We start from the raw sequence: 25037 nt of genomic DNA on the forward strand, positions 1-25037 counted from the left end.
CTGGGTGTGCCGGGAAGACTGGTCGGCGACACACGTCGTCGACCCCGAAAGCGTCAGTTTGTCCTCACCTCCCCAGCCACCCGAGCAGAGCCGCGCCGGCGCCGTCAAGGAGACGGTGCGCGCGAAGGTCGTCGACCCGCTGACGGACTTCCTCCAGGACGAGACCGCCGGCGGCATCGTCCTGTTCGTCGCCGCGCTGATCGCGCTCGCGTGGGCGAACAGCCCCTGGAGCGACGCCTACTTCGACCTCTGGCACACGCACGTCGAGATCGGGATCGGCAGCGCGTCAATCGATCTCGACCTGCACGGCTGGGTCAACGACCTGCTGATGGCGCTGTTCTTCTTCGTCGTCGGGATGGAGATCAAGCGCGAGCTGGTCTCGGGCGAGCTGCAGGACAAGCGCGCCGCCGCGCTGCCGGCGATCGCCGCGCTCGGCGGGGTCGCGCTGCCGGCGCTGATCTTCACGCTCGTGATCTCCGGGGGCGACGTCGCGAGCGGCTGGGCGATCCCCGCCGCGACCGACATCGCCTTCGCCGTCGGCGTGCTGGCGCTGCTCGGCGACCGCGTCTCCTCCGGCGTGCGGCTGTTCCTGCTGACGATCGCGATCGTCGACGACATCGTCGCGATCGCGATCATCGCGCTCTTCTACGCCGACTCGCTGTCGCTCGTGTGGGTCGCCGTCGCCTACGCCGCGTTCCTGGCGATCGTGCTGTTCCAGCGCTTCGGCGTCGCGCGCTTCGCCGCCTACGTGCCGCTCGCGCTGATCGCCTGGGTCGCGGTCTACGAATCGGGCGTGCACGCGACGATCGCCGGCGTCGTGCTCGGCCTGCTCGTGCCCGCGCGCCCGTTCAAGGGCCGTGACGTCCACACCCCGCTGGAGCACCGCCTCCACCCCGTCAGCGCGTTCGTCGTCGTGCCGCTGTTCGCGCTCGCGAACGCCGGCGTCGACTTCGGCGGGGGCGTCCTCGGCGACGCGCTCTCCAGCAGACTGACGTGGGCGGTCGTCGCCGGCCTCGTGATCGGCAAGCTGCTGGGGATCGCCGGCGCGACGCTGCTGGCGCTGCGGCTCGGCGTCGGCACGCTGCCGGAGGGGATGGCGCGCGCGCAGGTGTGGGGCGTCGCCGCGCTCGGCGGGATCGGCTTCACCGTCTCGCTCTTCATCGCCGACCTCGCCTTCGACGACCCGCTGCTGACCGACACCGCGAAGGTCGGCATCTTCATCGGCTCGATCGTCAGCGGCGTGCTCGGCGCCGCCCTGCTGACGCGCCGCGCGCGCAACGGCGCGCCCGCGCCGCCGATCCCGCCGGCGCCGCCCGCCCCGCCCGGCTGACTACGCCGCGCGGCTCTCGTCGCGGATCTCGCCGACCAGCTCCTCCAGCACGTCCTCCAGCGCCGCGACGCCGAGCACGTTGCCGGCCGCGTCGAGCACCTGCGCGAGGTGGGCGCCGGAGCGCTGCATCGTCGCGAGCACGGCGCGCAGCCGATCGGTCGCGGCGACCGACGGCAGCGGCCGGATCCAGCGCTGCGCGATCGGGCGGGTGCGGTGGCGCTCTCTCAGCTCCAGCGCGTCCTTCAGGTGCAGGTAGCCGACGAGCCCTCCCTCCGCGTCACGCACCGGGAAGCGCGAGAAGCCCGTCCGCGCGGCCAGCTCCTCGACCTCGGCTGGGGTCACGTCGAGCGGCACCGTCTCGAGCGTGTCGAGCGGCAGCAGGACGGAGCGCGCATCGCGCTCGGCGAACTTCAGCGCCTCGACCAGAACGTGCCCCTCGGACGGGTCGAGCAGACCCTCGCGCCGCGACTCCTCGACCAGCCCGGCGACCTCGTCGCGCGTGAACGCGCTCGTGACCTCGTCCTGCGGTCTGACGCCTGCGAGCCGCAGCACCCCGTTCGCGACCCAGTTGAGGCCGGCGATCGCCGGGTGCAGCACCCGCACGATCAGCACGAGCGGGGGCGCCAGCACGAGCGCCGAGCGGTCCGGGCCGGCGAGCGCGATGTTCTTCGGCACCATCTCGCCGAGCACGACGTGGAGGAAGCCGATCAGGCCGAGCGCGATCACGAACGCGACCGGGTGGATCAGCGCCGACGGCAGGCCGGCGTCCTCGAACGGGACCTCCAGCAGGTGCGCGATCGCAGGCTCGCCGAGGACGCCGAGACCGAGCGTGCAGATCGTGATGCCGAGCTGGGCACCGGCCATCATCAGCGAGACGTGCTCCATCGCGTAGAGCGCGACTCTCGCCGGCCGCGAGCCCTCCTCCGCACGCGGCTCGATCGAGCTGCGGCGGGCGGAGATGAGCGCGAACTCGGCGCCGACGAAAAACGCGTTGAGCGCGAGCAGGACGACCGTCAGGCCGATCGCGAACAGGTCCCCGCCCATCAGTCGTCGTCCTCGTCGTCGTCGGGGTCGACGCACTCGGACTCGAACAGGACGCGGTCGACGCGCAGGCCGTCGAGCCGCACGACGGTCAGCGTCACGACGCAGTGGCGGCCGTCGAGGTCTCTCGTCTCCAGCTCGACCTCGTCGCCGACGGCGGGCATTCTGCTCAGCTCGTCCTGGATCAGCCCGCCGATCGTCTCGTACTCCTCGTCCTCGGGCAGCAGCACGCCGGTCGCGCGCGACGCCTCGTCCGGCCGCAGCAGGCCGGAGAGGATCCAGCTGCCGTCCGGCCGCCGGCGCGCCGACATGTCGCGGCGGTCGTGCTCGTCGACGACCTCGCCGACGATCTCCTCGACGACGTCCTCCAGCGTCACGATCCCGTCGACGCCGCCGAACTCGTCGACGACGATCGCGATCTGCAGCCCGCCCTCGCGCAGGATCGCCAGCAGCGGGTCGAGCTCGATCGAGGACGGCACCAGCACCGGTCTCGCCATCACGGTCCTGATCGGGACCTCGCCGCGCTGCTCGTGCGGAACCGAGACGGCGTGCTTGACGTGGACGATGCCGACGACCTCGTCGGTCGAGTCGCCGACGACGGGGAAGCGCGAGAAGCCTGTCGCACGGGCCGCCTCGATCACCCGGATGACCGGCTCGTCGTCCTCCAGCGAGCGCATCCGCACGCGCGGCGTCATCACGTCGTCCGCGCGGCGGTCGCCGAACGCCAGCGAGCGCTGCAGCAGCGCCGCGGTCTCGAGCTCCAGCGTGCCCTGCTCGGCGGAGCGCCTGACGAGCGACGTCAGCTCCTCGGCTGAGCGCGCGGAGGCCAGCTCCTCCTGCGGCTCGATCCCGATCCGCCGCAGGATCGCGTTGGCGACGTCGTTGAACCAGCGGATCAGCCGGTGGTTGACGCGCGTGAACGTGCGCATGTAGCCCTGCACCGCGCGGGCGGTCGGGAGCGGGCGCGCGATCGCGAGGTTCTTCGGCACCAGCTCGCCGAGCACCATCGTGAACGCCGTCGACAGCACCAGCGCGATCGTCAGCGCGAGGCCGTCGACGCCTCCGGCAGGGACGCCGAGCGATTCGAGCGGCCCGTCGATCAGCTGCGCGATCGCCGGTCTGGAGAGGAAGCCGATCAGCAGGTTCGTGACCGTGATGCCGAGCTGGGCGCCCGACAGCTGCGTCGAGAGCGTTCTCAGCGCCAGTTGGACGCCGCGCGCCTTCGCGTCACCGCTCTCGACGGCGCGGTCGACCGTCGCGCGGTCGATCGTGACGAACGCGAACTCGGCCGCCACGAAGGCGCCGCAGGCGCCGACGAGGGCGATCGCGACAGCGATGAGGAGCAGCTCGATCAACGCGCACCCGTTCCAGACCGTCGGAGACGGATGCGCTTGGGACTGCTACCTGGAGGTTCGTCTAGGGCGGCGTCGCTCATCGAGCGCTTAATGGGTACCACAGCCGGCGGCGCAGCTGCGCACTGCCTCCGCCACGACGTCCGGGTGGACGAGCGGAACCATGTGCCCTCCGGGCACCCCGACGAACCGTGCCCGCGGCAGCTCCGCCGCCAGTCTGCGGCCGTGCTCGGGCGTCACCGAGCGGTCGCGATCGCCGTGGATCACGACCGCCGGGACCTCGATCCGCCGCAGCTGCTCGTCGGTCTGCTCGATCACGTCGCCGGCGACGAGCGTCTCGGCGGCGTACGCGTCGAGGTCGTCGTGCTGCATCGTGACGGCGAGCAGCCGCCGCTCGTAGGCGTCGTCGACCGGGTCGGGGCCGAACGCCTCCTCGGCGCCCATCTGGGCCGATGCCTTGCGCATCACCTGCGCGAAGGTGACGTCCGCGAGCGGCTGCACGACAGGCAGCGAGAGGCCCTGGACCAGGCGCGCCTGCGCGCGCTCGAACCCCGTCGTGCTTGCCCCGGCGGCGGCCGCGTCGACGAGCACGAGCCCGCGCACGCGCTCGGGGTGGCGGGCTGCGAACGCGAGCGCGAGCGTGCCGCCGTAGGAGTGGCCGACGACGATGACGCGGCGGATCGCGAGCTGGTCGAGCAGCGCCTCGATCGCGGTGAGCTGCTCGGTGAGCGGGTGGTAGCCGCCGTCGGAGAAGCCGAAGCCGGGCCGGTCGAGCGCGATCGTGCGATGGCCGGCGAGCAGCGGCGTGACGCGCTCGAAGTCCTCGGCGGTGCCCGGCAGGCCGTGCAGCAGCAGCACCTCCGGCCGCACGCCCGGCCGCTCGACGTAGCGCACGCGGACGTCGCCGAGCTGCGCCTCGCTGCCGCTGCGGCGAGGCTCGTCCGGCAGATTGCCCCACGTCCAGTTCAGCACCACGACGAGCGCGGCGAGCCCGAGCAGGACGCCGAGCGCGATCCGCTTCCTGCGGCTGCCGCGTCTCGGTCTCGTCGGCTCGTTCGCGTCCATACCGTCTTCAGGACGCTCGTCGCTCTGCAAACCGGACACGCGGCGAACCTACTCGACGGCCGCCTCTCTCTGCGCCTGTTGCGCGGCGCGGTCGTTGAGTCCTCTGGAGGCCTCGACGACGTCGGAGCGGTCGTAGAAGTCGACCGCGACGACGTTCGCCCGCATCCCCCGCTCTCGCTCGCATCTCGCGATCCGCCTGGTCAGGAAGCCGTCGCCGATCTCGCGGTTGCGGCGCGGGTTCGGCGGGAACGCGTCGATCCAGTGGTTGATCAGCAGCAGCGGACTGTCGGCGTCGCCGCGGGTGCGGCGGCAGGAGAACTCCGACGGCTTCGTCGCCCCCAGCGGGGTGTCCTGGAAGAACGACCACGCGGGCATGTACCACGGCGGCACGCCGCCCTCGCCCTCGGTGAAGACGAGCAGGCGGCGATCGGCGCGGACGAGGTCGCCGAGCGTCGGCAGCGGCGCGGCGCGGTCGAGCGTGACGACGTCGTCGCCGAGGCCGGCCTCGCGGAACAGCCGCGCCATCTGCGCCGGCGGCAGGTACGGCTCCATCATGAACAGCAGCACCTCGCCGCGGTTGCGGTCGAGGAAGCGGCCGAACGCGCGCAGCTGCTCCTTCGCCGGCACGGCGCCGAGCTCGCAGAGCGTGTGGCAGAGGAACGGCTCGCGGCGGCCGCGCAGGTCGCCGGCGCCGACGCGGCCGGCGAGCCGCTCGGCCGTCGCGAGGTTGGCCGGGCCGATCACCTTGCCGACCTTGTTGCGGTCGCTGCCCTCGGCCTGCAGGTCGGTACGCACGAGCTGGTCGGTCTTGACGCCGACGTGGACGTCGAGCAGGAAGGCGCGGATGCCGGCGTCGAGCTGGCGCGCGATCCCGAAGCGCTGGTTGGGGATCAGCCAGCCGGGCTCGTGCGCGGCGCTGAACGAGTTGTGCGTGCCGGGGAAGGTGTACTCGTCGAGTCGCAGGTCGCAGTAGGCGCGCGGGCCGTTGCAGCCGGTCGCGGGCGCGGCGGCGACCGTCGGCGGCTGGGGCGCGTCGTGCGTCAGCAGCGCGGCGATCGCGATCGCCGCGACGACGGCGGCGAGCGGGATCGCGATCCGCGGCGCGAACGCGGCCGCGCCGCGGCGCGCTCTCGCGGGCGCGGCGCCGGCGGCCTTCGCGGTCTTCGCCCGTCTCGCCTGGCGTCTGCGGCTCGTCGCGTCGAGCACGGCCGCGAGCTCTGAGATCGCGTAGACGGCGAGGCCGATCGCGGTCAGCCGCAGCGCCAGCGCGGGCTCCCACGCGATCAGCGCCGCGGCGGCGAGCAGCGCGCCGGCGCGGGCGGCACGCCAGCGCGGCGTGCCGGCCGTGCGGACGCGCGAGACGGTGCCGAGCAGGCGGCTGACCGCGCCGCCCTCCTCGCGCCGCGCGGCGGCGACGACGGCGAGCACGGCGCCGGCGAGCAGCAGCGTCTGCGCCCACACGCCGAGGTCGCCGAACAGCGCGTCCCACAGCGCCCCGGCGGCCGCGGCGACGTCGGGATCGGCCTCCGCGCCGGGCACCGCGGCGCCGCGCCCGATCGCGAGCGCGACCATCAGCAGCGCGGAGGCGACCGCGGCGGCGGCGCCGAGGCCGACGAGCACGCGGCGGCGGTCGGCCGCGCCGAGCACCAGCGCGCCAGCCGCGCAGGCGAGCGCGAGCAGCGGCGCGATCCAGGCGAGCGCGCCGCCGAGGTCGGCGAAGCGGCGCACCGAGGCGAGCGCCGGATCGTCCGCGGGTATCCGCAGAACCTCCGGGTCGAACCCCTCCGGGACAGCGCGCGCGACTCTCGGCGAGACGCTGCGCAGCCCTTCGAGCACGAGCGAGGTACCGCGGCCGAGGTCGAGCACGAACGTGCCCTCCTGGCCGGTGAGCAGCGAGTGCGCGTCGGACGCGGCGCCGCGCGCAAGTTGGCGCACGACCGGGGTGCCGAGCAGCGCCTCGATCCCGGCGATCGCGATCGGCCGTGTGACGAGCAGCTCCTCGGCGCCGGCGTCGACGGCGGCGTCGACGATCCGCTGCGCGGCGACCGTGCGGACAGCCTCGGAGGTCACGGCGGTGCCGACGCGCTCGGACAGCTGGTTGCGGTCGAGCAGCTGGGTGCGGACGTAGATCGCGGGCAGCGCGACGAACACCAGCAGGCCGGCGAGACAGACGAGGGCGGGGACCGCGATGCGCCGCATGCGGCGTAGTTCATCACGGTCCCGCCCCTCCCTGCTCAGGGCGTGGCCGCGGCGCTCACGCGGCGGCCGGCTCGAGGAAGCCCGTGACGGCCGCGAGGCGCCCGTCGGCGGCGACCGTCGCGAAGTCGACGCCGACCGCGGCGGCGGCGCCGGTCTCGACGCCGACGAGCGTCCAGGTGAAGCGGACGACGTCGTTGTGCGCGTCGGGCCCAAACGTCAGCTCGAAGCGATGGCCGGGGAACTGCTGCTGCGCGGCAGCGACCATCGCGTCGATCCCCTCGACGCCCTCGCCCGCCATCAGCGGGTCGACGTACGTGCCCTGCTCGGTCCAGGTCTGCGCGATCAGGTCGCGACGGCGGGCGGGATCTGCCTCGTTCCAGACGGCGATGTAGTTGTCGACGACGGTGGCGATGTCAGCCATGACGGCTCCTTCGGTGGGCGGTTGCTGTGTGCGAGCAATCTCCCAACGCGAGGTCGTCGCGTCGATTACCTCGGAGGTCAGTGCGGCAGCGCGTCCTGTATCGCCAGCTCCAGCTCCTTGCCGACGTCGTCGAGCGGGCGGGTGTCGCGGCGGGCGCGGGAGAGGACGACGGCACCCTCGATCGCGGCGACGACGATCGTCGCGAGGCGGCGGGCGCGGGCGCGGGGGACGCCGGCGCGGCGCAGCGAGGCGGCGAGCGCCTCCTCCCAGCGGGCGAAGGCGGCGGCGGCCGCGTCGGTCAGCGCGGGCAGGTCGTCGGGCGCCTCGGTGGCGACGGCGAGCACCGGGCAGCCGGCGCGGTAGCCGCTCGTCTCCAGCCCCTGCTTCCAGATCGTCACGAAGGCGCGCAGCGTCGCGACCGGGTCGTCGGGCGGGCTCTGCTCGATCAACCGCGTGACGACGTCGCCGGCGTAGCCGACGGCCTCCTCGGCGAGCTGCGCCTTGCCGCCCGGGAAGTGGTGGTAGATCGACCCCCACGGCGCTTCGCTGTGGGCGATCACGTCACGGAAGCCGGTGCCGGCGTAGCCGCGCTCGCGCAGCAGCAGCGCCGCGCTGCGAACCATCCGGTCACGACTGTCCGATGCCATCCACGTGCTCCCGATCGAGGCTTCCCGCTTGACTAGGACACCCATCCTAGTAGGCTCGGCCAGCACTAAGACGTGTGTCCTAGAGCGGCGACCGAAGCGCGTGCATCCCTCTGCGAGTGCAACTGCGGGATCGAGGTGCAGGTCGGCGATGACCGCCGCCTCACGCGCATCCGCGGCGACAGAGCGCACCCCGCCTCGCAGGGCTACACGTGCAACAAGGCGCTGCGGCTCGACCACTACCAGAGCTACGTCAGGAGTATTGGTCCGTTTGGCGTCATCCCTACAACCCCTAGGTGACGTGTGCTTGACAACCCGGCGCGTCGGGGCGGGTATGCGCCGGCGCCCAGTTTCGCGTGGGTCGATTATCCAGACCGCAAGATGGGCAGCTTTTCATAGCTATGCGAATCGGGCCGGGCCAGTTACGTGGTCGGCCGCGACGGACTCTGATCGCGCGGCGCGCGGTGCGCGCGGCGCTGGTCGGCTTTGCGGCAGTGATCCTCATGGCGCTGAGTGCGCCGTTGGCGTTCGCGGGCGAGAAGCCGGACGACAAGGCGCCCCGGGAGAAGCCGACCGCGCACGTGACCGTCGTCAAGAAGGTCGTGCCGCTGAGCACGACGGGCGAGGACGTCACCGGCGCGGCGCCGGCCGCGGGTTGGGCCTTCACCGGCACGAGCGCGACGCCCGGCGTCGAGGGCCTGCCGGCGACGCTCACGACGGGCGACGACGGCGCGGTCACGTTCGACGTGACGTTCCCCAGCGACATGTCGAGCGTCGACCTCACTGTCGCCGAGACGCAGCAGGCCGGATACGAGCTCGTCACGCAGGGCGGTGCGGATGCCGTCTGCGTCGACACCGAGAAGGGCCACGCGGTGCCGGTGGTCGACGACGACTCCGTGCCCGGCAGACCGGCGTTCCGCCTCGACCTCGCCAAGAAGCAGAAGGTCACGTGCGTCGTCTACAACCGGCCGGTGAAGGCCGAGGTCACCGTCGAGAAGCAGTGGGTGATCAACGACCAGACGTATGGGAACGGCAGCCGGCCGGCCGGGTTCGACGCCGTGCTGACGCTGACCGGGCCCGGCGACGCCGGGCCGACGGCACAATCCTGGGGCATCGCGCGCGGCGGGTACCGCGAGGGGGAGACGGTCACGATCGACGAGACGATCGCGATCGCGGATCCCGCCTGCACGCTGGACGCGCGTCGGGTGACGGCCGCCAACGGCGTAGCGGTCGACGCGGCGCTGCCCTACAGCGCGGCGTTGGCCAGAGGAGCGAACACGTTCACGGTGACCAACCGGATCACGTGTCCGACGCCTCCGCCTCCGCCTCCGCCTCCGCCCGCGCCGCCGCCCGCGGCTCCGCCGACGCCGAGCGCGAGACCGGCGCCCGTGGGCGAGGTGCTCGGCGAGGTAAGACAGGGGAGACCGCGCCTGGGGATCGAGAAGCGCGCAAGCAGGAGATCGGTCGTGGCTGGCGAGACCGTGCGCTTCACGATCGTCGTGCGCAACACCGGCAACGCCGTCGCGCGCGGGCTCCGCGTCTGCGACCGGCTGCCCCGCGACGTCACGGTCGTCGACAGCAACGGTGGGCGGATGGTCGCCGGCGGTCGCGTCTGCTGGCGGATCAGACGGCTTGGCGCCGGCGCGTCGACGCGGCGTGTCCTCGTGGTGCGCGTCGACCGTGACGCGAGCCCCGGAACCATCGTCAACAGAGCGACGGTTCGGGGCGAGGGCCAGAGAAGAGGCGCGCGCCGGAGAGTCACCGTGCGGCAGCCCGGTCCGGGGATGGGCGTGGGTGGCGTGCTCGTGACCGGATGAGCGGCCGGCGGCGGACGCGCGGTCCGGCCCTCGCCGCGGTGCTGCTCGTGGCGCTCGGCATGTCGGCGGTGGCCGACGCGCCTGCGGCGGTGCCGGCCGGCCCAGCGCTGGGCGCGCCGGCCGATCCCGCTCGTGCGGTGGCTCGCCGGGGACGGCCCGGTGCGCGGATCGCCCTGCCCGCGCCGTCGCGGGCGCGCGGCGCGTGGGTGGCCAAGGTGCTGCGTCCGGCCGCGATGCGCGAGCGTCCGGCCGCCGGACGCCGCTTTTGGACCGCTCGTACCGCCACGCTGCACTCGCGCGGCGCGATGCGCCTGATGGTGCTGGCAGCCCGCTACGACCGGCACGGCCGGCCGTGGCTGCTGGTCGACGCACCGCTCCGGCCCAACGCCCGCGCCGGCTGGATCGCCGCGCGCGACGTGCGGCTGAGCCGCACGCGCTGGTACCTGTCGGTGAGCACCGGCCGACGCGAGCTGCGCGTCTACAGCGACGGCACGCTGCGCCGTCGCGCCCGGCTCGTCGTGGGGGCGCCCGCCACGCCGACCCCGCAGGGGCTGTTCGCGGTCTACGAGATCACTCGCCAGGCGGACCCCGACGCGTTCGTCGGGCCGTACGCGATGCACCTCACCGCGCTCTCCGAGGTGCTCGAGGACTTCGGCGGCGGCCCCGGTCGCGTCGCGCTGCACGGGCGCGGCCCCGCCTCGCTCGTCGACCCGCTCGGCTCGGCGCGCTCCCACGGCTGCCTGCGCGCCGACAACGCCGTGGTCGACTGGCTGCGCACCCGCACCCGCCCCGGCACGCCGATCCGCATCGGGCCCTAAGACTCCGGGCGCGCGAGACCTACCGGGGCGATGCGACGGCGACGACGTCGGGCGGGCTGGTGGTCAGCCGCTCCACGCCGTCCGCTGTCACGACGACGGTGTCCTCCATCCGCACGCGACGGAGGGCGGCGCGGTCGAGACGCTCGTCGAGGTGACCGACGCGATGCAGCCGGGCCACGTCTCGCTGCCGAACGGGCTCGGCGTCGACTACCCCGGCGACGACGGCGCGCCCGTCACGACCGGCGTCGCGCTCAACGAGCTGACGTCGCTGGGCTGGCGCGATCCGCGCGCGCTGACGCCGTGGCACAAGCACGTGCCGGCGCGGATCGAGTCGCTGCCCAGAACGTGAGCGCCAGCGCGCTGATCGCCGCGCCCTGCACGCAGACGCCGGTCCAGCCGGCGGCCGCGTAGGTCGCGGTCGCGGCGATCGAGCCGGCGGCGCTGCCGATCGAGTAGAAGACCATGTAGGCGGCGGTGACGCGGCTGCGCGCCTCCGGGTTCGCCGCCAGGATCATGCTCTGGTTCGTGACGTGGACGGCCTGCACGGCGAGGTCGAGCAGCACGACGCCGGCGACGAGCGCGAGCAGCGTCACGTCGAGCAGCGCGATCGGCAGCCACGAGACGAGCAGCAGCGCGAGCGCGACGCCAGTCGTGCGCTGGCCGAGCCCGCGGTCGGCGAGCCGGCCGGCGCGCACCGCGGCGAGCGCGCCCGCCGCGCCGGCGAGGCCGAAGAGCCCGATCGTCGCGTGCGAGAGCGAGTGCGGCGGCGCGCTCAGCGGCAGCACGAGCGCCGTCCAGAGCGTCGTGAACGCGGCGAAGACCAGCAGCGCCAGCACGGCGCGGACGCGCAGCAGCGGCACGGTCGCCAGCAGCGTGACGCTCGACCGCACGAGCCGCGCGTAGGGGATCGCCTGCGGGCGCCGCTCCTCGCGCGGCAGCACGCGCAGCAGCAGGCCGGCGACGATCAGCGTGAGCGCGGCCGAGACGAGGTAGACCGCGCGCCAGCCGGCCAGCTCGGTGATCGCGCCGGCGAGCGTGCGCGCCAGCAGGATCCCGACGACGACGCCGCTCGTGACGACGCCGACCGCGCGCCCGCGCCGGTCGGGCGTGCTGAGCGCCGCCGCGTAGGCGACGAGCACCTGGGTCACGACCGAGGCGGCGCCGAGCGCGGCCATGCCGATCAGCAGCACCGCGACGCTCGACGAGGTGCCGACGACCACGAGCGCGGCGACGCCCGCGAGCAGCTGCGTGACGACGAGGCGGCGGCGGTTGAGCACGTCGCCGAGCGGCACGATCAGCAGCAGGCCGAGCCCGAGCCCGACCTGCGTGAGCGTGACGACGACGCCGATCGCCGCGTGGTCGATCGCGAACGTCGCGGCGATCTGGTCAAGCAGCGGCTGGGAGTAGTAGGCGTTGCCGACGGCCAGCCCGCAGGCGACGGCGAACAACAGCATCAGTGGCGGCACGGCGGCTCCTGGCGACAGTGGAGAACGATCGTTCTCCAGGTCGGCGCTAGGATAGAGAACGATGGTTCTCCGCGCAACGACCTCGCCGTCCGGCGCCGCGGCGCCGGCGTCCGGTGCCGCCGACGCGACGTCCGCCGCCGCGGTCGACGCCGAGGCGCGCGTGCTCGACGCCGCCTCGCGGCTCTTCTACGAGCGCGGCATCCAGGCGGTCGGGATGGACGCGATCCGCGACGCGTCCGGCGTGTCGCTGAAGCGGCTCTACAGACTGTTCCCGGCGAAGGAGCAGCTGGTCGAGGCGACGCTGCGCCACCGCGAGGCGGGCGTGCGCGAGCAGCTGGCGCGCGCGACCGCGGGCGGTGCACCGCCCGCCGAGCGGATCCTCGCGATCTTCGACCTGCTGCGCGACTGGTTCGACGCGCCCGGCTACCGCGGCTGCGCCTACATCAACGCGTACGGAGAGCTGAGCGCCGGCTCGCAGCTCGTCGCGAGCGCGGTCGAGCAGCACAAGGCGCTGTGGCGCGAGCTGCTCGGTGAGCTGGTCGCGGAGGCCGGCGGACCGCCCCGCCTCGCCGACCAGCTCGCGATCCTCGTCAACGGCGCGATGGTGACCGCCGCGATCACGCGCTCGCCGGCGCCCGCCGACGACGCCCGCGCGGCGGCCGAGCAGCTGCTGAGCGCGGAGCTGCCCCCGGGACCGCCCGGCGGCCGCCCCGTGCCCTAGTCGCGCGGGGTGATGCGGTCCAGCTCGATCTCGAAGCCCTCGCGCGTGTCCGGGAAGACGATGTAGGCGAGTGGCGGACCGCCGAAGAACGTCGCGTTCTCCCCGCCGCCGACGTAGATCGCCTCGCGCTGCGCGCCGTCTGGTCCGTGGACCCAGACTCTCTGCCCCTGGTGGAAAAGCCCGTCGGTCGACATGCGCCCAACGCTACCGGGTAGAACTGCGCGATGCCCACCCTCGTGCTCGGTCCGCTGCTGCGCTACGTCGATCATGCCGAGGCGACGGTCTGGGTCGAGACCGACGGCGCCTGCGAGGTCGAGCTGCTCGGCCACCGCTCGCGCACGTTCTGCGTCGCCGGCCACCACTACGCGCTCGTCGAGATAGGCGGTCTGGCGGAGGACAGCGAGCACCACTACGACGTCAAGCTCGACGGCGAGCGCGCATGGCCGGCGGAGGACGAACCGCTCGGGGTCGTGCGGACGCCGCGCGGCGACGACGAGCTGCGGCTCGCGTTCGCCTCCTGCCGCGTCGCCGCCCCGCACAGGCCGCCGTACACGCTCTCCAAGACCGACGACGACCGCGGCCGCGGCGTCGACGCGCTCGCCGCGCTGCAACGGCGGATGCGCGCGCGGCCGAGCGGCGAGTGGCCCGACGCGCTGCTGCTCGTCGGCGACCAGGTCTACGCCGACGAGGTCTCGCCGGAGGTCCACGAGCGGATCCTCGCCCGCCACGGCCGCCGCGAGGCGCCGCTGGAGGTCGCCGACTTCGAGGAGTACACGTGGCTCTACCACGAGGCGTGGGGCGACGAGTCGATCCGCTGGCTGCTCGCTTCGGTGCCGAGCGCGATGATCTTCGACGACCACGACGTGCGCGACGACTGGAACACGTCGGGCGCGTGGGTGCGCGAGATGCGCGCGTTGCCGTGGTGGCACGAGCGCTTGCTCGGTGCCTACATGTCGTACTGGATCTACCAGCACCTCGGGAACCTGCCGCCGGCCGAGCTGCGCGAGGACGAGTTGCTGGCGCAGGTGCGCGCCGCCGACGGCGACGCCGAGCCGATCGTGCGCGCGTTCGCCGAGCAGGCCGCGCGCGAGGTCGCCGGCACGCGCTGGTCGTTCCGGCGCGACTACGGGCGCACGCGGCTCGTCGTGCTCGACTCGCGCGCGGGCCGGATCGTCACGGACGACAGCAGACGGCAGATGCTCTCCGACGAGCAGTGGGAATGGGTCGGCGAGCAGCTGACCGGCGACGTCGACCACCTGCTGATCGCGACCTCGCTGCCGTTCCTGCTCGCGCCGGCGCTGCACGACGCGGAGGCGTGGAACGAGGCCGTCTGCGCGGGCGCGTGGGGCGGGCTCGCGGCGCGCGCCGGCGAGAAGCTGCGCCAAGGCGCCGACCTCGAGCACTGGGCGGCGTTCCAGCACTCGTTCGCGCAGCTGGCCGACGAGCTGCGCGCGGTCGGCAGCGGCGAGCGCGGCGCGCCGCCCGCGTCGATCGTGCTGCTGTCCGGCGACGTCCACCACGCGTACGTCGCCGAGGTCGCGTTCCCCGCCGGCAGCGGCGTCGAGAGCGCCGTCGTGCAGGCAGTCTGCTCGCCGATGCGCAACCCGCTCGACCGCAGAGAGCGGCGCGCGATCCGCTTCGCCCACGGCCGCGTCGCAGCGCGGGTCGCGCGGCTGCTGGCCCGCGCGGCGGGAGTGCGACCGCCGCGGCTGCGGTGGAGGTTCCTCGCGCCCGCCACGTTCGACAACCACGTCGGCGTGCTGGAGCTGCGCGGGCGCGGCGCGCACCTGCGCGTCGAGTGCACGCGGCCGGAGGAGTGGCAGGCGCCGGCGCTGCACGCGACGTTCGAGCGGACGCTCACGCGGCCATAGCGGCCGCGGCCGCCGCGCACGCCGCGGCGTACTCAGCGGGCGGGCGGCCGACGACGGCCTTGAACTCGTTGATGAAGTGGGCCTGGTCGAAGTAGCCCAGCTCGACCGCGAGCGCGCCGAGGTCGAGCGCGGGCCGGTCCGCGATCCGCTCCGCCGCCGTGTGCAGCCGCTGGCGCTGGACGACCCACTTCGGGCTGACGCCGACGTACTCGCCGAACAGCCGCTGGAGCGTCCGCGGCGAGACGTGGCAGCGGCGCGCGAGCTGGTCGACGCGCGTGATCTGCGGCTCGTCGAGCAGCAGTCTGACGATCGCCGCGACCTCCGCCGCGCGCGCGTCGGGGCCGTCGCTGCGCGCGCGCAGGAACGCCTCGACGCGCTCGATCCGCTCGGCCATCGTGGCGCACGCGCGCACGCCGCGGTCGAGCGCGTCCGCCTGCGCCGGGTCGAAGACGTCGCGCAGCGGGACGATCCGGTCGGTGATCGCCGCGGTCGGGAAGGTGACGAAGGGACGGAAGGCGCCGGCGCGGAATCTCGTCCCCAGCACCCAGCCGCGACCCTCCAGCGGATGGCGCGTGCGGGTCGTGCCGACGCCCCAGACGAACGCGCCGCCCGGCTCGAAGGAGATGTTGACGTTCGGGTGGTTGAGGATCTCCTGCGTGAACGGCGGGCGCCCGCGCAGGTCCCAGGCGACCGACCAGTGGCGTTCGAGCGCGTGGGCGAGGTCGAGCGCGGGCTTGTAGCGCGCGAGCTGGAACGTCGCCTGCCCGGCGTCCGGTTCGAGGATCCCGCGCGTCGACTCCATCTCGCGCCCTACGCTAGCGGCGGCCGTCGCCGGTGCCGTTGCCGGCGCCGTCGCCGCCCGCGAGGCCGGCGACGATCCCGCGCAGGACGGCGCTCATCTCGACGCGCGCGCTCGCGCGGTCCTCGGCGCGGGCGACGTAGAGCGCGGCCTCGTCGAGCGCGCCGATCAGCACGTGCGCGAGCGGACGGACAGGCTGGGGCCGGATCCGCCCGGCCTCGATCGAAGCAGCGATCGCGGCCTCCACGAGCCCGCCGCCGTAGGTCTGCCCGAGCGCCCGCCAGCGCTCCCAGCCGAGCACGGCCGGCGCGTCGATCAGGACGATCTGCTGGACCGCCGGGTCCTCGCACGCGTCAAGCCACGCCTCGACGCCTGCCTCCAGCACCGCACCGGGATCGGCGAGGCCGGCGAGCTGGGCGCCGATCCGCTCGACGACGTCCCGCTCGACCTGCTCGAAGACGGCGACGAACAGCTCGGTCTTGTCCGCGAACTGGTGGTAGAGCGCGCCGCGCGTGACGCCGGCCGCGCGCACGATCGCCTCGGTGCCGACGGCGGCGAAGCCCTGCTCGGCGAAGAGCGGGCGGGCCGCCGCGAGCAGGGCCGTGCGGGTGGAGCTGGATCGTTCTCTCTGTGTTCGGCGCTTGACGCTCATACAGTCTGTATGTAACTTGCAGACAGGCTGTCCGTAAATGTAGACGAAGGAGCCGCCGATGCCCGCGCCGCTGTCCGAGATCACGCTTCCGCAGGGAACGATCCGCTACCGCGAGCAAGGCCCGGCCGACGGCCCGCCCGTCGTATTCGTGCACGGCTTCCTCGGCGACGGCACGCTCTGGAGCGGCGTCGCCGGCGACCTCGCCGCGCGCGGCTATCGCACGCTCGCGCCCGACTGGCCGCTCGGCGCCCACACGATCGCGCTCTCGCCCGACGCCGACCTCACGCCGCGCGGCGTTGCGCGGCTGGTCGCCGGCTTCATCGCCGCGCTCGAGCTCGACGACGTGACGCTCGTCGGCAACGACAGCGGCGGCGCGGTGACCCAGTTCGTGCTCGACACCGACCCCTCACGCGTCGGCCGCGTCGTGCTGACGAACTGCGACGGGATCGACGTCTTCCCGCCGAAGCCGTTCCACCTGATCCTCAAGGCGGCGCGCCACCCCGCGCTGTTCCGCGCGCTGATGGAGGGAACGCGGATCACGGCGATCCGCCACAGCCCGCTCGCGTTCGGCCTGCTCGCGAAGCAGCCGTTCGACCCGGCGCAGACGCGCGGTTGGGTGATGCCGTACCTGACCGACGCCGGCGTCCGCCGCGACGCCGCCGCCTTCTGCCGCGGCGTCGACCCGCGCGAGCTGGCCGGGATCGCGACCCGGCTGCGCCGCTTCGACGGCCCGGTCCTGCTCTGCTGGGGTCGGGACGACCGCTTCTTCAACGTCGAGCTGGCCCGGCGCCTGCAGGCGTGCTTCGCCGACGCCCGCCTCGTCGAGGTCCCCGACGCGAGCACGTTCGTCGCGCTCGACCAGCCCGCCCGCGTCGCCGCCGAGGTGGCTGAGTTCGCCGCACGCGTGCCCGCCTGAGCGGCGCGCGGCAGGACGCGGCGCTGAGCGGCCACAGGCGGCGGCGCACGCGCGTCGCGCGCGCCGCCCGCCGTCGCTCAGCGCCCGATCGCGACGCTCGCCGACGCCTGCGCGCGCTGCCCACCGGCGCTCACCGTGACGCGCACGCGCACTCTGCGCACGTCGCCGCGCGGCTGCACGGCGAGGCGCGTCGCGGCCGCGCGGTCTGCGCGCACCGCGACCGTCTTGCGCGCGAGCGTGCGGCCACTGCCGTCGGTCAGCTCGACACGCGCGCGGCCGTCGCGCGTCGCGACGAGCGTCAGCGGCAGTCCTGCGCGCAGCTCCGCCACCCGCACACGCGGCGGCGCGGCGACGCCCGCCACCAGCTTCGGCGCGGCGGCCGGGCCGGGCCGCTCCACCGTCCGCTCCGGCCCCGGCACCGTCGTGGCCGGGCCGGGGACGGTCGTGGTCGTGGCCGGGCCGGGGACCGTCGTCGTCTGCGTCACGGTCACCGTCTCGGGCTGCTCCAGCTCCGACGGCGTGCGCTGGAACGAGATCAGCGGGAAGAGGTCGGTCAGGTCGTGCGCACCGGAGACGTTCGCCGCCTGCGGGCCGATCGCCATCACCGGGACCGCCGAGCCCGTGTGCTGCTGCGTCTTCGCCTTCTGCGGGAGCGCGACGCCGCCGGCCGTGCCGTAGGTGAGCATCATCGGCGTGCCGTCGCGCGTCACGATGATCTGGCTGTAGCCGGGCGGGCCCGCCGTCGTGTCTGTGGTCGGGCTGACGATCAGGCCGGCGTGCGCGTGGTCGGCCGCGACGACGACGAGCGTGTCAGGGTGCTCGCGCTGGTATCTCAGCGCGACGCCGATCGCCTCGTCGAAGGCGATCAGCTCGCCGATCTGCCCGCAGCCGGCCGCTGTGTGCGCCTGCTTGTCGATCGAGGCGCCCTCGACCTGGAGGAAGAAGCCGCTCGGGCTCTCCAGCAGGTCGATCGCCTTCTGCGTCATCTCCGACAGCTGCGGCATGTGCGGCTCGAGCGTTCTGCCGTGCGTCTCGTCGCATCTGATCGTCTCGATCTCGCCGAGCCGCTTCGCGCGATCGTCGTTGTACTGCTGCTCGAAGATGCCGTCGTCGAAGACGCCGAGCACGGGGCCGCCGTCCAGCGACGTGATCGCGGCCAGCTCGTCCTTGTTCGCGACGCGCCGGAAGCCTCTCTCGGCGGCGTAGTCGAAGACGGTTCTGGCGGAGCCGTCGAGCGTCTGTCTGAAGTCCTTGCCGCCGCCGCCGAGCAGGACGTCCATCCGCAGGTCGATCTGCTGCTCGGCGATCGAGCCGAGCCCACCCGCCGCCTTCGTCTCCTGCGGACAGAGTGTGCGGGTCGCCTCGGGCCCCTTGCAGTCGCGTTCGCTGATGTGCGCCGACATCGCGGCCGGCGTCGCGTCGGTGACCTCGGAGGTGGTGACGTTGCCGGTGCGCTTGCCGAGTCGCTTGGCGATCTCCAGCGCGGTGTCGTAGCCGGCGTTCGTGCCGGGCACGGCGGGATCGTCGGTCGGCGCCTGCGAGATGCGGCTGGCGAGCGTCTTCCTGCCCGTCGACCACTGGCTGCCGCCGCCGGCAGAGTCGGTCACGAAGTTCGGCCGCGTGGCGGCGGCGTCGTTGACCGCGTACGTCGTCGCGACGCCACGGAACGGGATCGTGTCCATGTTCAGGCGCGCGGTCGTGACGCCGACGTAGTTGCGTGCCGCGGTGATCTCCGACTCGCCCATCCCGTCGCCGATCAGCAGGATCACGTTCTTCGGCGTGCTCGGGTCGATCGCGGAGGCGACCGCGGCCGAGCGGTCCTCCTTGCCGTCGAAGGTGAGCGCGGTCGCGGTCGCGCCGCCGGCGAGCGCGAGCACCGTCGCCAGCGCCAGGGTGCGGGTCGGTCGTTTCATCGAAATCCAGTGGTGAGAGGTCTGCAGAGGCCGGCCGACGGTATGTGGCGGCGATGTGACGGTTCGTGACGGACCCGTGTCGCGAGCGTGACTTTCGTGTGATCGTTTCGCCGATCATTCGCCTATTCGCATAGGCGAATGATCGGCTAAACTGCTCGGCGTGATCTTCGCGACCCCCAGACCGAATCGCACCACCAGACGCCTGCTCAGGGAGCTGGACGGCGTCCGCCGCGAGCTGGGCGAGTCCGCGGCCCGGCCCGCGCGCTGGCTCGGACCGCTGCGGCGCGAGTTCCGCGCGACCGACGTCGCCAGCTCGACCGCGATCGAGGGCTTCACGGTGCCGCGCACGGAAGTCTCCGCGCTGCTCGACGGCCGCACACGGCTCGACCCGGCGGACGAGGACCGGATGGCGGTCGCCTGCTACGGCCACGCGATGGACCATGTCGTCGCGCTCACCGATGACGACGCCTTCCGCTGGCTCGACCGCGTCCTGCTCGACCTCCACTTCGACGCCTGCTCGTTCCAGCGCGACATGCGGCCGGGCCGCTGGCGCCGAACGGGCGTCGGCGTCACACGCGGGGACGGCGGACTCGTCTTCGAGGGGCCGCCACCCGAGCAGGTGCCGGAGCTGATGGACGAGGTCGTCGCGTGGCTCGCCGAGAGCGACGACGGCGCGCATCCGGTCGTGCGCGCGGCGATGGCGCACCTGCACGTCGTCTCGGTCCATCCGTTCGCCGACGGCAACGGCCGCGTCGCCCGCATCGTGCAGTCGCTCGTGCTCGCGCGCGAGGGGCCGCTGGCGCCCGAGCTGTCGTCGATCGAGGAATACCTCGGCGAGCACACCGCCGACTACTACGACGCTCTGCAGGGCGTGCGCACGACGTACGACCCCACGCGCGACGCAAGCGCCTGGGTCGAGTTCTGCCTCCACGCGCATCTCTCGCAGGGCCGCCGGCGGCTGCAGCTGCTCGACGCGGCCGGTGCCCGCTGGGACAAGCTCGAAGGGCTTGCCGAGGAGCGCGGCTGGCCGGACCGGCTCGTGATCGCGTTGGAGCAGAGCCTCTTCGGGCCGACCGACCGCACCGCGTACGGCAACGAGGCGGGTGTCTCAGCGGCGACCGCGACGGCCGACCTCCGCCGCCTGCTCGACGCCGGCCTCGTGACCGCGGTCGGCAGAGGGCGCAATGTGCGCTACCGCGCGAGCGACACGCTGCGCGAGCGGATCGCCGCACGCTGACGCCGCCGGCGCGCTTGCGCCGGCCCCGCTCGCCGTGCTAGGGTGCCCGCCGGCCTTCGGGCCGTTCTTATGCGTACTTCCCACTGACAGCCACCCCGAGAGCCCCGATCGCGGCTCTCCCACTGTCCTCGGAAACACGCGTACCAGGAGTCTCGTATGTCATCGGCGTTGCTCGACGCCACACGCATCACCCGCCGTCACGGCACCCGCACGGTGCTCGACGGCGTCGACCTGCGGGTCGACAGCAGCAGCCGCATCGCGCTCGTCGGCCCCAACGGCGCCGGCAAGTCGACGCTGCTGCGGATCCTCGCCGGGATCGAGGAGGCCGACGGCGGCAGCGTCGCCCGCCACGGCACGATCGGCTACCTGCCGCAGCTCGCGACTGACGCCGCCGCTGCCGCTGAGGGCAGCGACGACGCGACCGTGCGTGCGACGATCCTCGAACGGATCGGCGTCGCGGCGGCGACGCGCGAGCTGGACCGCATGACGGCCGCGCTCGACCGCGGCTGGCTCGACGCGATCGACGGACACGCCGAGGCGCTGCTGCGGTGGGTCACGCTCGGCGGCGCCGACGCCGAGGCGCGGCTCGCCGCCGCGGCCGACCAGCTGGGGCTCGCGCCCGAGCTGCTCGACCGCCCGCTGCGGACGCTCTCCGGCGGGCAGGCGGCCCGCGCCGGCCTCGCCGCGCTGCGCACGTCGCGCTTCGACGTCGTGCTGCTCGACGAGCCGACCAACCACCTCGACGCCGACGGGCTCGACCGTCTCACGCAGCTGCTCGCCGAGCGCGACGGCGGGATCGTGCTCGTCTCGCACGATCGCGCGCTGCTCGCCGCCGCGGCGCGCGAGATCGTCGCGCTCGACGCGCGCACCGGGAAGGCGACCGCCTACGCGGGCGGCTGGGACGCCTACGAGCGCGAGCGCGACGCGGCCCGCGAGCGGGCGTTCTCCGAGCACGCCGATGCGCTCGCCAAGCGCACGCAGCTGACCGCGGCCTCGACCGAGGCGCGGCGTCGCTCCGCTACGACGACACGCAAGATCAACCGCCGCCCCAGCGACGGCGACAAGCACGTGAAGGAGTGGTTCGCCTCGCGCGCCGACGGTGTCGCGCACCGTGCGAGCGTGATAGCCAAGCGCGCCGAGCGCGTCGAGGTGCCCGACAAGCCATGGCAGGATCGCCCGCTGCGGCTGCGGCTGACCGCCGCCGAGCGGCGCGGCGGCGCCGTCGTCGAGCTGAGCGGCGCGGTCGTGCGGCGCGCGTCGTTCGCACTCGGCCCGCTCGACCTCGAGCTGCGCCACGGCGACCGCGTGCTGCTGAGCGGCCCCAACGGCAGCGGCAAGTCGACGCTGCTGGCGGCGCTGATCGGCGACCTGCCGCTCGACGCCGGCAGCCGCCGCGTCGGCCCCGGCGCGGTCGTCGCACAGCTCGGGCAGGAGCGCGACCGGCTCGCGCGCGACCCGCGGCCGCTGGCCGCGGCCGTGCGCGAGCTGACCGGCCTCGGCGAGGCGGACGCCCGCACGGCGCTCGCCTCCTACGGGTTGGAGGCGGACGCCGCGGAGCGCCCCGCCGACACGCTCTCGCCGGGCGAGCGCACGCGCGCGGAGCTGGCCGTCCTCGCGCACCGGCGCGCGACCTGCCTGCTGCTCGACGAGCCGACCAACCACCTCGACGTCGCCTCGCTGGAGACGCTGGAGACGGCGCTCGACGCGTGGCCCGGTGCGCTCGTCGTCGCGACGCACGACCGGCGCCTGCGCGCGGCGCTGAGGCTGGAGCGGGAGCTGGCGTTGTGAGCCCCGCTACGCCGGCGCCCGCTCCTCCAGCCGCGGGTACGCGATCAGCGTCAGGAACTCGGGGAACTCCTCCGCGAGCGCGACCTGCTCGAGGATCTCCTGCGCCGTCGCGTCCTCCACGCCCGTCCGCGCGACCTCCTCGGCGAGCAGCGCCGAGACCAGCTCGCGCGTGACCGGGCGGCCGTCGTCGAGCGGGGTCGCGTGGCGGATCCACTGCCACAGCTGCGCGCGGCAGATCTCGGCCGTCGCCGCGTCCTCCATCAGCCCGTCGATGCCGACGGCGCCGCGGCCGCCGAGCCAGGCGGAGAGGTAGAGGAAGCCGACGCGGCAGGCGCCGCGGACGCCCGCCTCGGTGACGGCGCCCGGCGTCGCGCCGAGGTCGAGCAGCGCGGCGGCGTCGGGACGGACGTCGTCGCGGCGGCGCTCGATCTGGTTCGGCCGCGCGCCCAGCACGACGTCGAACGCCTCCTCCGCGACGGCGACGACGCCGGGGTGCGCGACCCACGTGCCGTCGAAGCCGGCGCCCGCCTCGCGCTCCTTGTCCTCGCGCACGGCGGCGACCGCGCGCGCCGTCGCCTCGGCGTCGCTGCGCGACGGGATCAGCGCCGCCATCCCGCCCATCGCGAACGCGCCGCGGCGGTGGCAGGTGGCGACGAGCAGCTCGGTGTAGGAGCGCATGAAGGGGACCGTCATCGACACGTCGGTGCGGTTCGGCAGGACCATGTCGGCGCGGTCGCGGAACGTCTTGATCGCGGAGAAGAGATAGTCCCAGCGGCCGGCGTTGAGGCCGTAGGAGCGCTCGCGCAGCGCGAACAGGATCTCCTCCATCTGGAAGACCGCGGGCAGCGTCTCGATCAGCACCGTCGTGCGGACCGTCCCGTGCGGGAGCCCGAGTGCCTGCTCGCACCAGCTCAGCACGTCGTGCCACAGCGCGGCCTCGTCGTGGTGCTCGAGCTTCGGCAGGTAGAGGTACGGCGCCGAGCCGCGTTCGAGCAGGCGGCGACCGTTGTGGAACAGGAACAGGCCGGCGTCGACGAGCGCGCCCGCGAGCGGCTCGCCTCCGGCGGTCACGTGCTGCTCGGGCAGGTGCCAGCCGCGCGGGCGCACCAGCAGCGTCGCGACCTCGTCGTTCAGCTCGTAGCGGCGGCCGTCGGCCTCCTCGTGGACGATCGTGCCGTCGATCGCCTCGGTCAGGTTGCGCTGCCCCTCCAGCACCGTCCCCCACAGCGGCGTCGTCGCGTCCTCGAAGTCGGCCATGAAGCCGCGTGCGCCCGAGTTGAGCGCGTTGATGACGAGCTTTCGGTCGGTCGGCCCGGTGATCTCGACGCGGCGGTCGGCGTAGTCGCCGCGCGGCGGCGCGACCGTCCAGTCGCCCTCGCGGATCTCGCGCGTCGCGTCGAGGAAGCCGGCCGGCGCGGGACGCTCGCGGCGGGCGGCGAGCAGGCCGTCGCGCCGCTCGCCGAACCGGCCGTGCAGCTCGGCGAGGAACGCGAGCGCCTCGGGCGAGACGACGGCGGCGAGCCGCTCGTCGTGCGGCGGGCGGGCGAGTGAGACGGTCAGGGGGGTGATGGGAGGCTCCTTCAGGACGGTTCGATCAGGGTCATCGCGAGCGGGACGACGTCGTCGCTCAGCTCGCTGCGGCCGACCAGCTCGCCGAGCAGGGCGGCCGCGGTGGTGCGCCGCTCGCCGGCGGCCTCCGCCAGCTCCGCGGCGAAGCGTTCGGGCGTGAGGTGCGTGCCGTCGTCGAGCGCGACGCCCCTCTGCACCCACGACCACAGCAGCGCGCGGGCGATCTCGACGCACGACAGCTCCTCGGGGCGGCCGGCGATCGTGACGAGGCCGCGGCCGCCGAGCCAGCTGTCGAGGTAGCGCGTCGCGACCGCGACCGCCTCGCGCAGTCCGCTGACGGCGAGCGGGCCGTGCCACGTGTCGCCGAGGTCGAGGATCGCCTCGACGGGCGCGTGGGCGGCGAGCGCGTGGGCGGCGGGGGCCGCACCGGCGGGGGCCGCGCGCTCGACGGCGGTCGTCGCGAACGCCTCGCGGACCGCGTCGGTCATGCCGGCGTGGGCGACGACGGCGCCGTCGAAGCCGAGCGCCGCCTCGCGGCGCTTGTCGGCGACGACCGCGCGCACGACGTCGGCCGACAGCGGGCCGACGGCACCGTCGGCCGGCGCGGCCGGCGCCATCCCGCCGATCGCGGCGGCGCCGCGGCGGTGGGCGACCTCGACGATCCGCCGCTGGTAGGCGACGAGGAACGGCAGGTCCATCGACAGCCGACCGCGCTCGGGCAGCGTCGCGCGCGCGTCGCTGCCGGCGCAGCGGACGAAGTCGAACAGGTAGTCCCAGCGGCCGGCGTTGAGCGCGGTCACGCGCGCGCGCAGCGCGTAGACGATCGCGTCCAGCTCGACGACACCGCCGACCGTCTCGACCAGCACCGAGACGACGACCGTGCCGGGCTCCAGCCCGAGCGCCGTCTCGACCGCGTCGAGCACGTCGGACCACAGCGCCGCCTCGTCCGCGCTCTCGATCTTCGGCAGGTAGAGGTGCGGCCGCGCGCCCGCCGCGAGCAGCAACGGCGCCGCGCCGGCGAGGAACGTCGCGACGTCGAACAGTGCGGCGGCGACCGCCTCGCCGCCGACCCGCACGCGCGGCTCGTCGAGGTGCAGCCCGCGCGGGCGGACGACGAGCGCGGGCCGCCCGGCGGCGACCGTGCCGGCGTGCTCCACCAGGCAGGCGTGGGCGGCGACGATGCGCTCCCCACGTCGGCACGAGCGTGTCCTCGAGGTCAGCCATCACGACGTCGACCTGCGAGCGCATCGCGTCGCCGAGCACGTCCGGCTCGGCCGGCGCGCACAGCTCGACGACGCGCCGTGGGAATACCGCCCCGCCCCCGGCGGGTGCGGCTCCGACGGTCCAGTCGCCGGCCGGCCCGTCGACGGTCCTGCGGGCGTCCAACCCGGCGCGGCGACGCGTCACGCGCTCGGCGA

21 protein-coding genes and 2 pseudogenes are annotated in these 25037 nt (G+C 74.2%); 10 read left to right on the forward strand and 13 right to left on the reverse strand.

What is annotated here, in order from left to right:
- The first annotated feature begins 58 nt into the window (after window positions 1-58).
- A complete protein-coding gene (gene nhaA, locus CWOE_RS28515) occupies window positions 59-1330 on the forward strand; it encodes a Na+/H+ antiporter NhaA (RefSeq protein WP_160165575.1) in 1272 nt (423 codons plus the stop codon).
- On the opposite strand, the gene CWOE_RS28520 is transcribed toward nhaA, so the two are convergent.
- The 6 genes from CWOE_RS28520 to CWOE_RS28545 all read right to left on the reverse strand — a co-directional run bounded on the left by CWOE_RS28520 (window position 1331) and on the right by CWOE_RS28545 (window position 8055).
- Entirely contained in the window at window positions 1331-2374 is a 1044-nt protein-coding gene (locus CWOE_RS28520; RefSeq protein ID WP_012937133.1) for a hemolysin family protein, read from the reverse strand. It abuts the gene before it with no gap.
- Window positions 2374-3726, reverse strand: coding sequence for a hemolysin family protein (locus tag CWOE_RS28525; protein ID WP_012937134.1), 1353 nt, complete (start codon window positions 3724-3726; stop codon window positions 2374-2376). The genes CWOE_RS28520 and CWOE_RS28525 overlap by 1 nt, the downstream gene beginning before the upstream one ends.
- A gap of 87 nt (window positions 3727-3813) precedes the next feature.
- Window positions 3814-4788, reverse strand: coding sequence for an alpha/beta fold hydrolase (locus CWOE_RS28530; protein ID WP_012937135.1), 975 nt, complete (start codon window positions 4786-4788; stop codon window positions 3814-3816).
- A 48-nt stretch (window positions 4789-4836) separates the two neighbouring features.
- A complete protein-coding gene (locus CWOE_RS28535) occupies window positions 4837-6987 on the reverse strand; it encodes a PI-PLC domain-containing protein (RefSeq protein WP_012937136.1) in 2151 nt (716 codons plus the stop codon).
- Window positions 6988-7042: 55 nt separating this feature from the next.
- The gene (locus tag CWOE_RS28540) at window positions 7043-7408 is read right to left on the reverse strand and encodes a nuclear transport factor 2 family protein (protein WP_012937137.1); all 366 of its coding nucleotides are present in this window, start codon (window positions 7406-7408) and stop codon (window positions 7043-7045) included.
- Between the two features lie 77 nt (window positions 7409-7485).
- Window positions 7486-8055: a TetR/AcrR family transcriptional regulator gene (locus CWOE_RS28545; protein WP_012937138.1), complete on the reverse strand. Its 570-nt coding sequence runs from the start codon at window positions 8053-8055 to the stop codon at window positions 7486-7488.
- 72 nt (window positions 8056-8127) lie between these two features.
- On the opposite strand from CWOE_RS28545, the pseudogene CWOE_RS34545 reads away from it, so the two are divergent.
- From CWOE_RS34545 to CWOE_RS28560, 4 genes and pseudogenes are all read left to right on the forward strand, one after another.
- A pseudogene (locus CWOE_RS34545) lies at window positions 8128-8301 on the forward strand (hypothetical protein); the annotation flags it as partial.
- Between the two features lie 254 nt (window positions 8302-8555).
- Window positions 8556-9869: a DUF11 domain-containing protein gene (locus CWOE_RS31695; RefSeq protein ID WP_148261209.1), complete on the forward strand. Its 1314-nt coding sequence runs from the start codon at window positions 8556-8558 to the stop codon at window positions 9867-9869.
- Window positions 9866-10687, forward strand: a complete 822-nt coding sequence (locus CWOE_RS28555) for a L,D-transpeptidase (RefSeq protein WP_012937140.1) — start codon at window positions 9866-9868, stop codon at window positions 10685-10687. Before CWOE_RS31695 ends, CWOE_RS28555 begins: the two co-directional genes overlap by 4 nt.
- A gap of 136 nt (window positions 10688-10823) precedes the next feature.
- A pseudogene (locus CWOE_RS28560) lies at window positions 10824-11036 on the forward strand (hypothetical protein); the annotation flags it as partial.
- Here CWOE_RS28560 and CWOE_RS28565 read toward each other — a convergent pair.
- Window positions 10939-12141: an MFS transporter gene (locus CWOE_RS28565; RefSeq protein ID WP_049793555.1), complete on the reverse strand. Its 1203-nt coding sequence runs from the start codon at window positions 12139-12141 to the stop codon at window positions 10939-10941. The pseudogene CWOE_RS28560 and the gene CWOE_RS28565 overlap by 98 nt on opposite strands.
- A gap of 73 nt (window positions 12142-12214) precedes the next feature.
- Between CWOE_RS28565 and CWOE_RS28570 the strand changes: the two genes are divergently transcribed.
- A complete protein-coding gene (locus tag CWOE_RS28570; RefSeq protein ID WP_012937142.1) occupies window positions 12215-12874 on the forward strand; it encodes a TetR/AcrR family transcriptional regulator in 660 nt (219 codons plus the stop codon).
- On the opposite strand, the gene CWOE_RS28575 is transcribed toward CWOE_RS28570, so the two are convergent.
- Window positions 12871-13068 (reverse strand): hypothetical protein, encoded by a 198-nt coding sequence (locus CWOE_RS28575; RefSeq protein WP_012937143.1) that lies wholly within the window; start codon window positions 13066-13068, stop codon window positions 12871-12873. The genes CWOE_RS28570 and CWOE_RS28575 overlap by 4 nt on opposite strands.
- 30 nt (window positions 13069-13098) lie before the next feature.
- On the opposite strand from CWOE_RS28575, the gene CWOE_RS28580 reads away from it, so the two are divergent.
- Window positions 13099-14745 (forward strand): alkaline phosphatase D family protein, encoded by a 1647-nt coding sequence (locus CWOE_RS28580; protein WP_012937144.1) that lies wholly within the window; start codon window positions 13099-13101, stop codon window positions 14743-14745.
- On the opposite strand, the gene CWOE_RS28585 is transcribed toward CWOE_RS28580, so the two are convergent.
- Window positions 14732-15547, reverse strand: a complete 816-nt coding sequence (locus tag CWOE_RS28585; RefSeq protein WP_012937145.1) for a helix-turn-helix domain-containing protein — start codon at window positions 15545-15547, stop codon at window positions 14732-14734. The genes CWOE_RS28580 and CWOE_RS28585 overlap by 14 nt on opposite strands.
- A gap of 13 nt (window positions 15548-15560) precedes the next feature.
- A complete protein-coding gene (locus CWOE_RS28590; RefSeq protein ID WP_012937146.1) occupies window positions 15561-16196 on the reverse strand; it encodes a TetR/AcrR family transcriptional regulator in 636 nt (211 codons plus the stop codon).
- 58 nt (window positions 16197-16254) lie between these two features.
- Between CWOE_RS28590 and CWOE_RS28595 the strand changes: the two genes are divergently transcribed.
- Window positions 16255-17112 (forward strand): alpha/beta fold hydrolase, encoded by an 858-nt coding sequence (locus CWOE_RS28595; protein ID WP_012937147.1) that lies wholly within the window; start codon window positions 16255-16257, stop codon window positions 17110-17112.
- 77 nt (window positions 17113-17189) lie between these two features.
- Here the strand turns inward: CWOE_RS28595 and CWOE_RS28600 are convergent, their stop codons facing one another.
- Window positions 17190-19025, reverse strand: coding sequence for an alkaline phosphatase (locus tag CWOE_RS28600; RefSeq protein WP_012937148.1), 1836 nt, complete (start codon window positions 19023-19025; stop codon window positions 17190-17192).
- Between the two features lie 160 nt (window positions 19026-19185).
- On the opposite strand from CWOE_RS28600, the gene CWOE_RS28605 reads away from it, so the two are divergent.
- Window positions 19186-20262, forward strand: coding sequence for a Fic family protein (locus CWOE_RS28605; protein WP_012937149.1), 1077 nt, complete (start codon window positions 19186-19188; stop codon window positions 20260-20262).
- Between the two features lie 156 nt (window positions 20263-20418).
- Window positions 20419-22050, forward strand: coding sequence for an ABC-F family ATP-binding cassette domain-containing protein (locus CWOE_RS28610; RefSeq protein ID WP_012937150.1), 1632 nt, complete (start codon window positions 20419-20421; stop codon window positions 22048-22050).
- Window positions 22051-22056: 6 nt separating this feature from the next.
- On the opposite strand, the gene aceB is transcribed toward CWOE_RS28610, so the two are convergent.
- On the reverse strand, window positions 22057-23634 hold the full coding sequence (gene aceB / locus CWOE_RS28615) for a malate synthase A (protein WP_012937151.1): 1578 nt from the start codon (window positions 23632-23634) through the stop codon (window positions 22057-22059).
- A complete protein-coding gene (locus tag CWOE_RS34270; protein ID WP_041731132.1) occupies window positions 23631-24776 on the reverse strand; it encodes an aldolase/citrate lyase/malate synthase family protein in 1146 nt (381 codons plus the stop codon). The genes aceB and CWOE_RS34270 overlap by 4 nt, the downstream gene beginning before the upstream one ends.
- Between the last annotated feature and the right edge of the window lie 261 nt (window positions 24777-25037).

Source organism: Conexibacter woesei DSM 14684 (genome assembly GCF_000025265.1).
GTDB classification, from domain to species: domain Bacteria; phylum Actinomycetota; class Thermoleophilia; order Solirubrobacterales; family Solirubrobacteraceae; genus Conexibacter; species Conexibacter woesei.

Coding starts and splice junctions, on each gene's coding strand:
- CWOE_RS28520 (WP_012937133.1), bottom strand. CDS start 2,374: ATGGGCGGGGACCTGTTCGCGATCGGCCTGACGGTCGTCCTGCTCGCG.
- CWOE_RS28530 (WP_012937135.1), bottom strand. CDS start 4,788: ATGGACGCGAACGAGCCGACGAGACCGAGACGCGGCAGCCGCAGGAAG.
- CWOE_RS28535 (WP_012937136.1), bottom strand. CDS start 6,987: ATGCGGCGCATCGCGGTCCCCGCCCTCGTCTGTCTCGCCGGCCTGCTG.
- CWOE_RS28540 (WP_012937137.1), bottom strand. CDS start 7,408: ATGGCTGACATCGCCACCGTCGTCGACAACTACATCGCCGTCTGGAAC.
- CWOE_RS28545 (WP_012937138.1), bottom strand. CDS start 8,055: ATGGCATCGGACAGTCGTGACCGGATGGTTCGCAGCGCGGCGCTGCTG.
- CWOE_RS31695 (WP_148261209.1), top strand. CDS start 8,556: ATGGCGCTGAGTGCGCCGTTGGCGTTCGCGGGCGAGAAGCCGGACGAC.
- CWOE_RS28555 (WP_012937140.1), top strand. CDS start 9,866: ATGAGCGGCCGGCGGCGGACGCGCGGTCCGGCCCTCGCCGCGGTGCTG.
- CWOE_RS28565 (WP_049793555.1), bottom strand. CDS start 12,141: ATGCTGTTGTTCGCCGTCGCCTGCGGGCTGGCCGTCGGCAACGCCTAC.
- CWOE_RS28570 (WP_012937142.1), top strand. CDS start 12,215: ATGGTTCTCCGCGCAACGACCTCGCCGTCCGGCGCCGCGGCGCCGGCG.
- CWOE_RS28575 (WP_012937143.1), bottom strand. CDS start 13,068: ATGTCGACCGACGGGCTTTTCCACCAGGGGCAGAGAGTCTGGGTCCAC.
- CWOE_RS28580 (WP_012937144.1), top strand. CDS start 13,099: ATGCCCACCCTCGTGCTCGGTCCGCTGCTGCGCTACGTCGATCATGCC.
- CWOE_RS28585 (WP_012937145.1), bottom strand. CDS start 15,547: ATGGAGTCGACGCGCGGGATCCTCGAACCGGACGCCGGGCAGGCGACG.
- CWOE_RS28590 (WP_012937146.1), bottom strand. CDS start 16,196: ATGAGCGTCAAGCGCCGAACACAGAGAGAACGATCCAGCTCCACCCGC.
- CWOE_RS28595 (WP_012937147.1), top strand. CDS start 16,255: ATGCCCGCGCCGCTGTCCGAGATCACGCTTCCGCAGGGAACGATCCGC.
- CWOE_RS28600 (WP_012937148.1), bottom strand. CDS start 19,025: ATGAAACGACCGACCCGCACCCTGGCGCTGGCGACGGTGCTCGCGCTC.
- CWOE_RS28610 (WP_012937150.1), top strand. CDS start 20,419: ATGTCATCGGCGTTGCTCGACGCCACACGCATCACCCGCCGTCACGGC.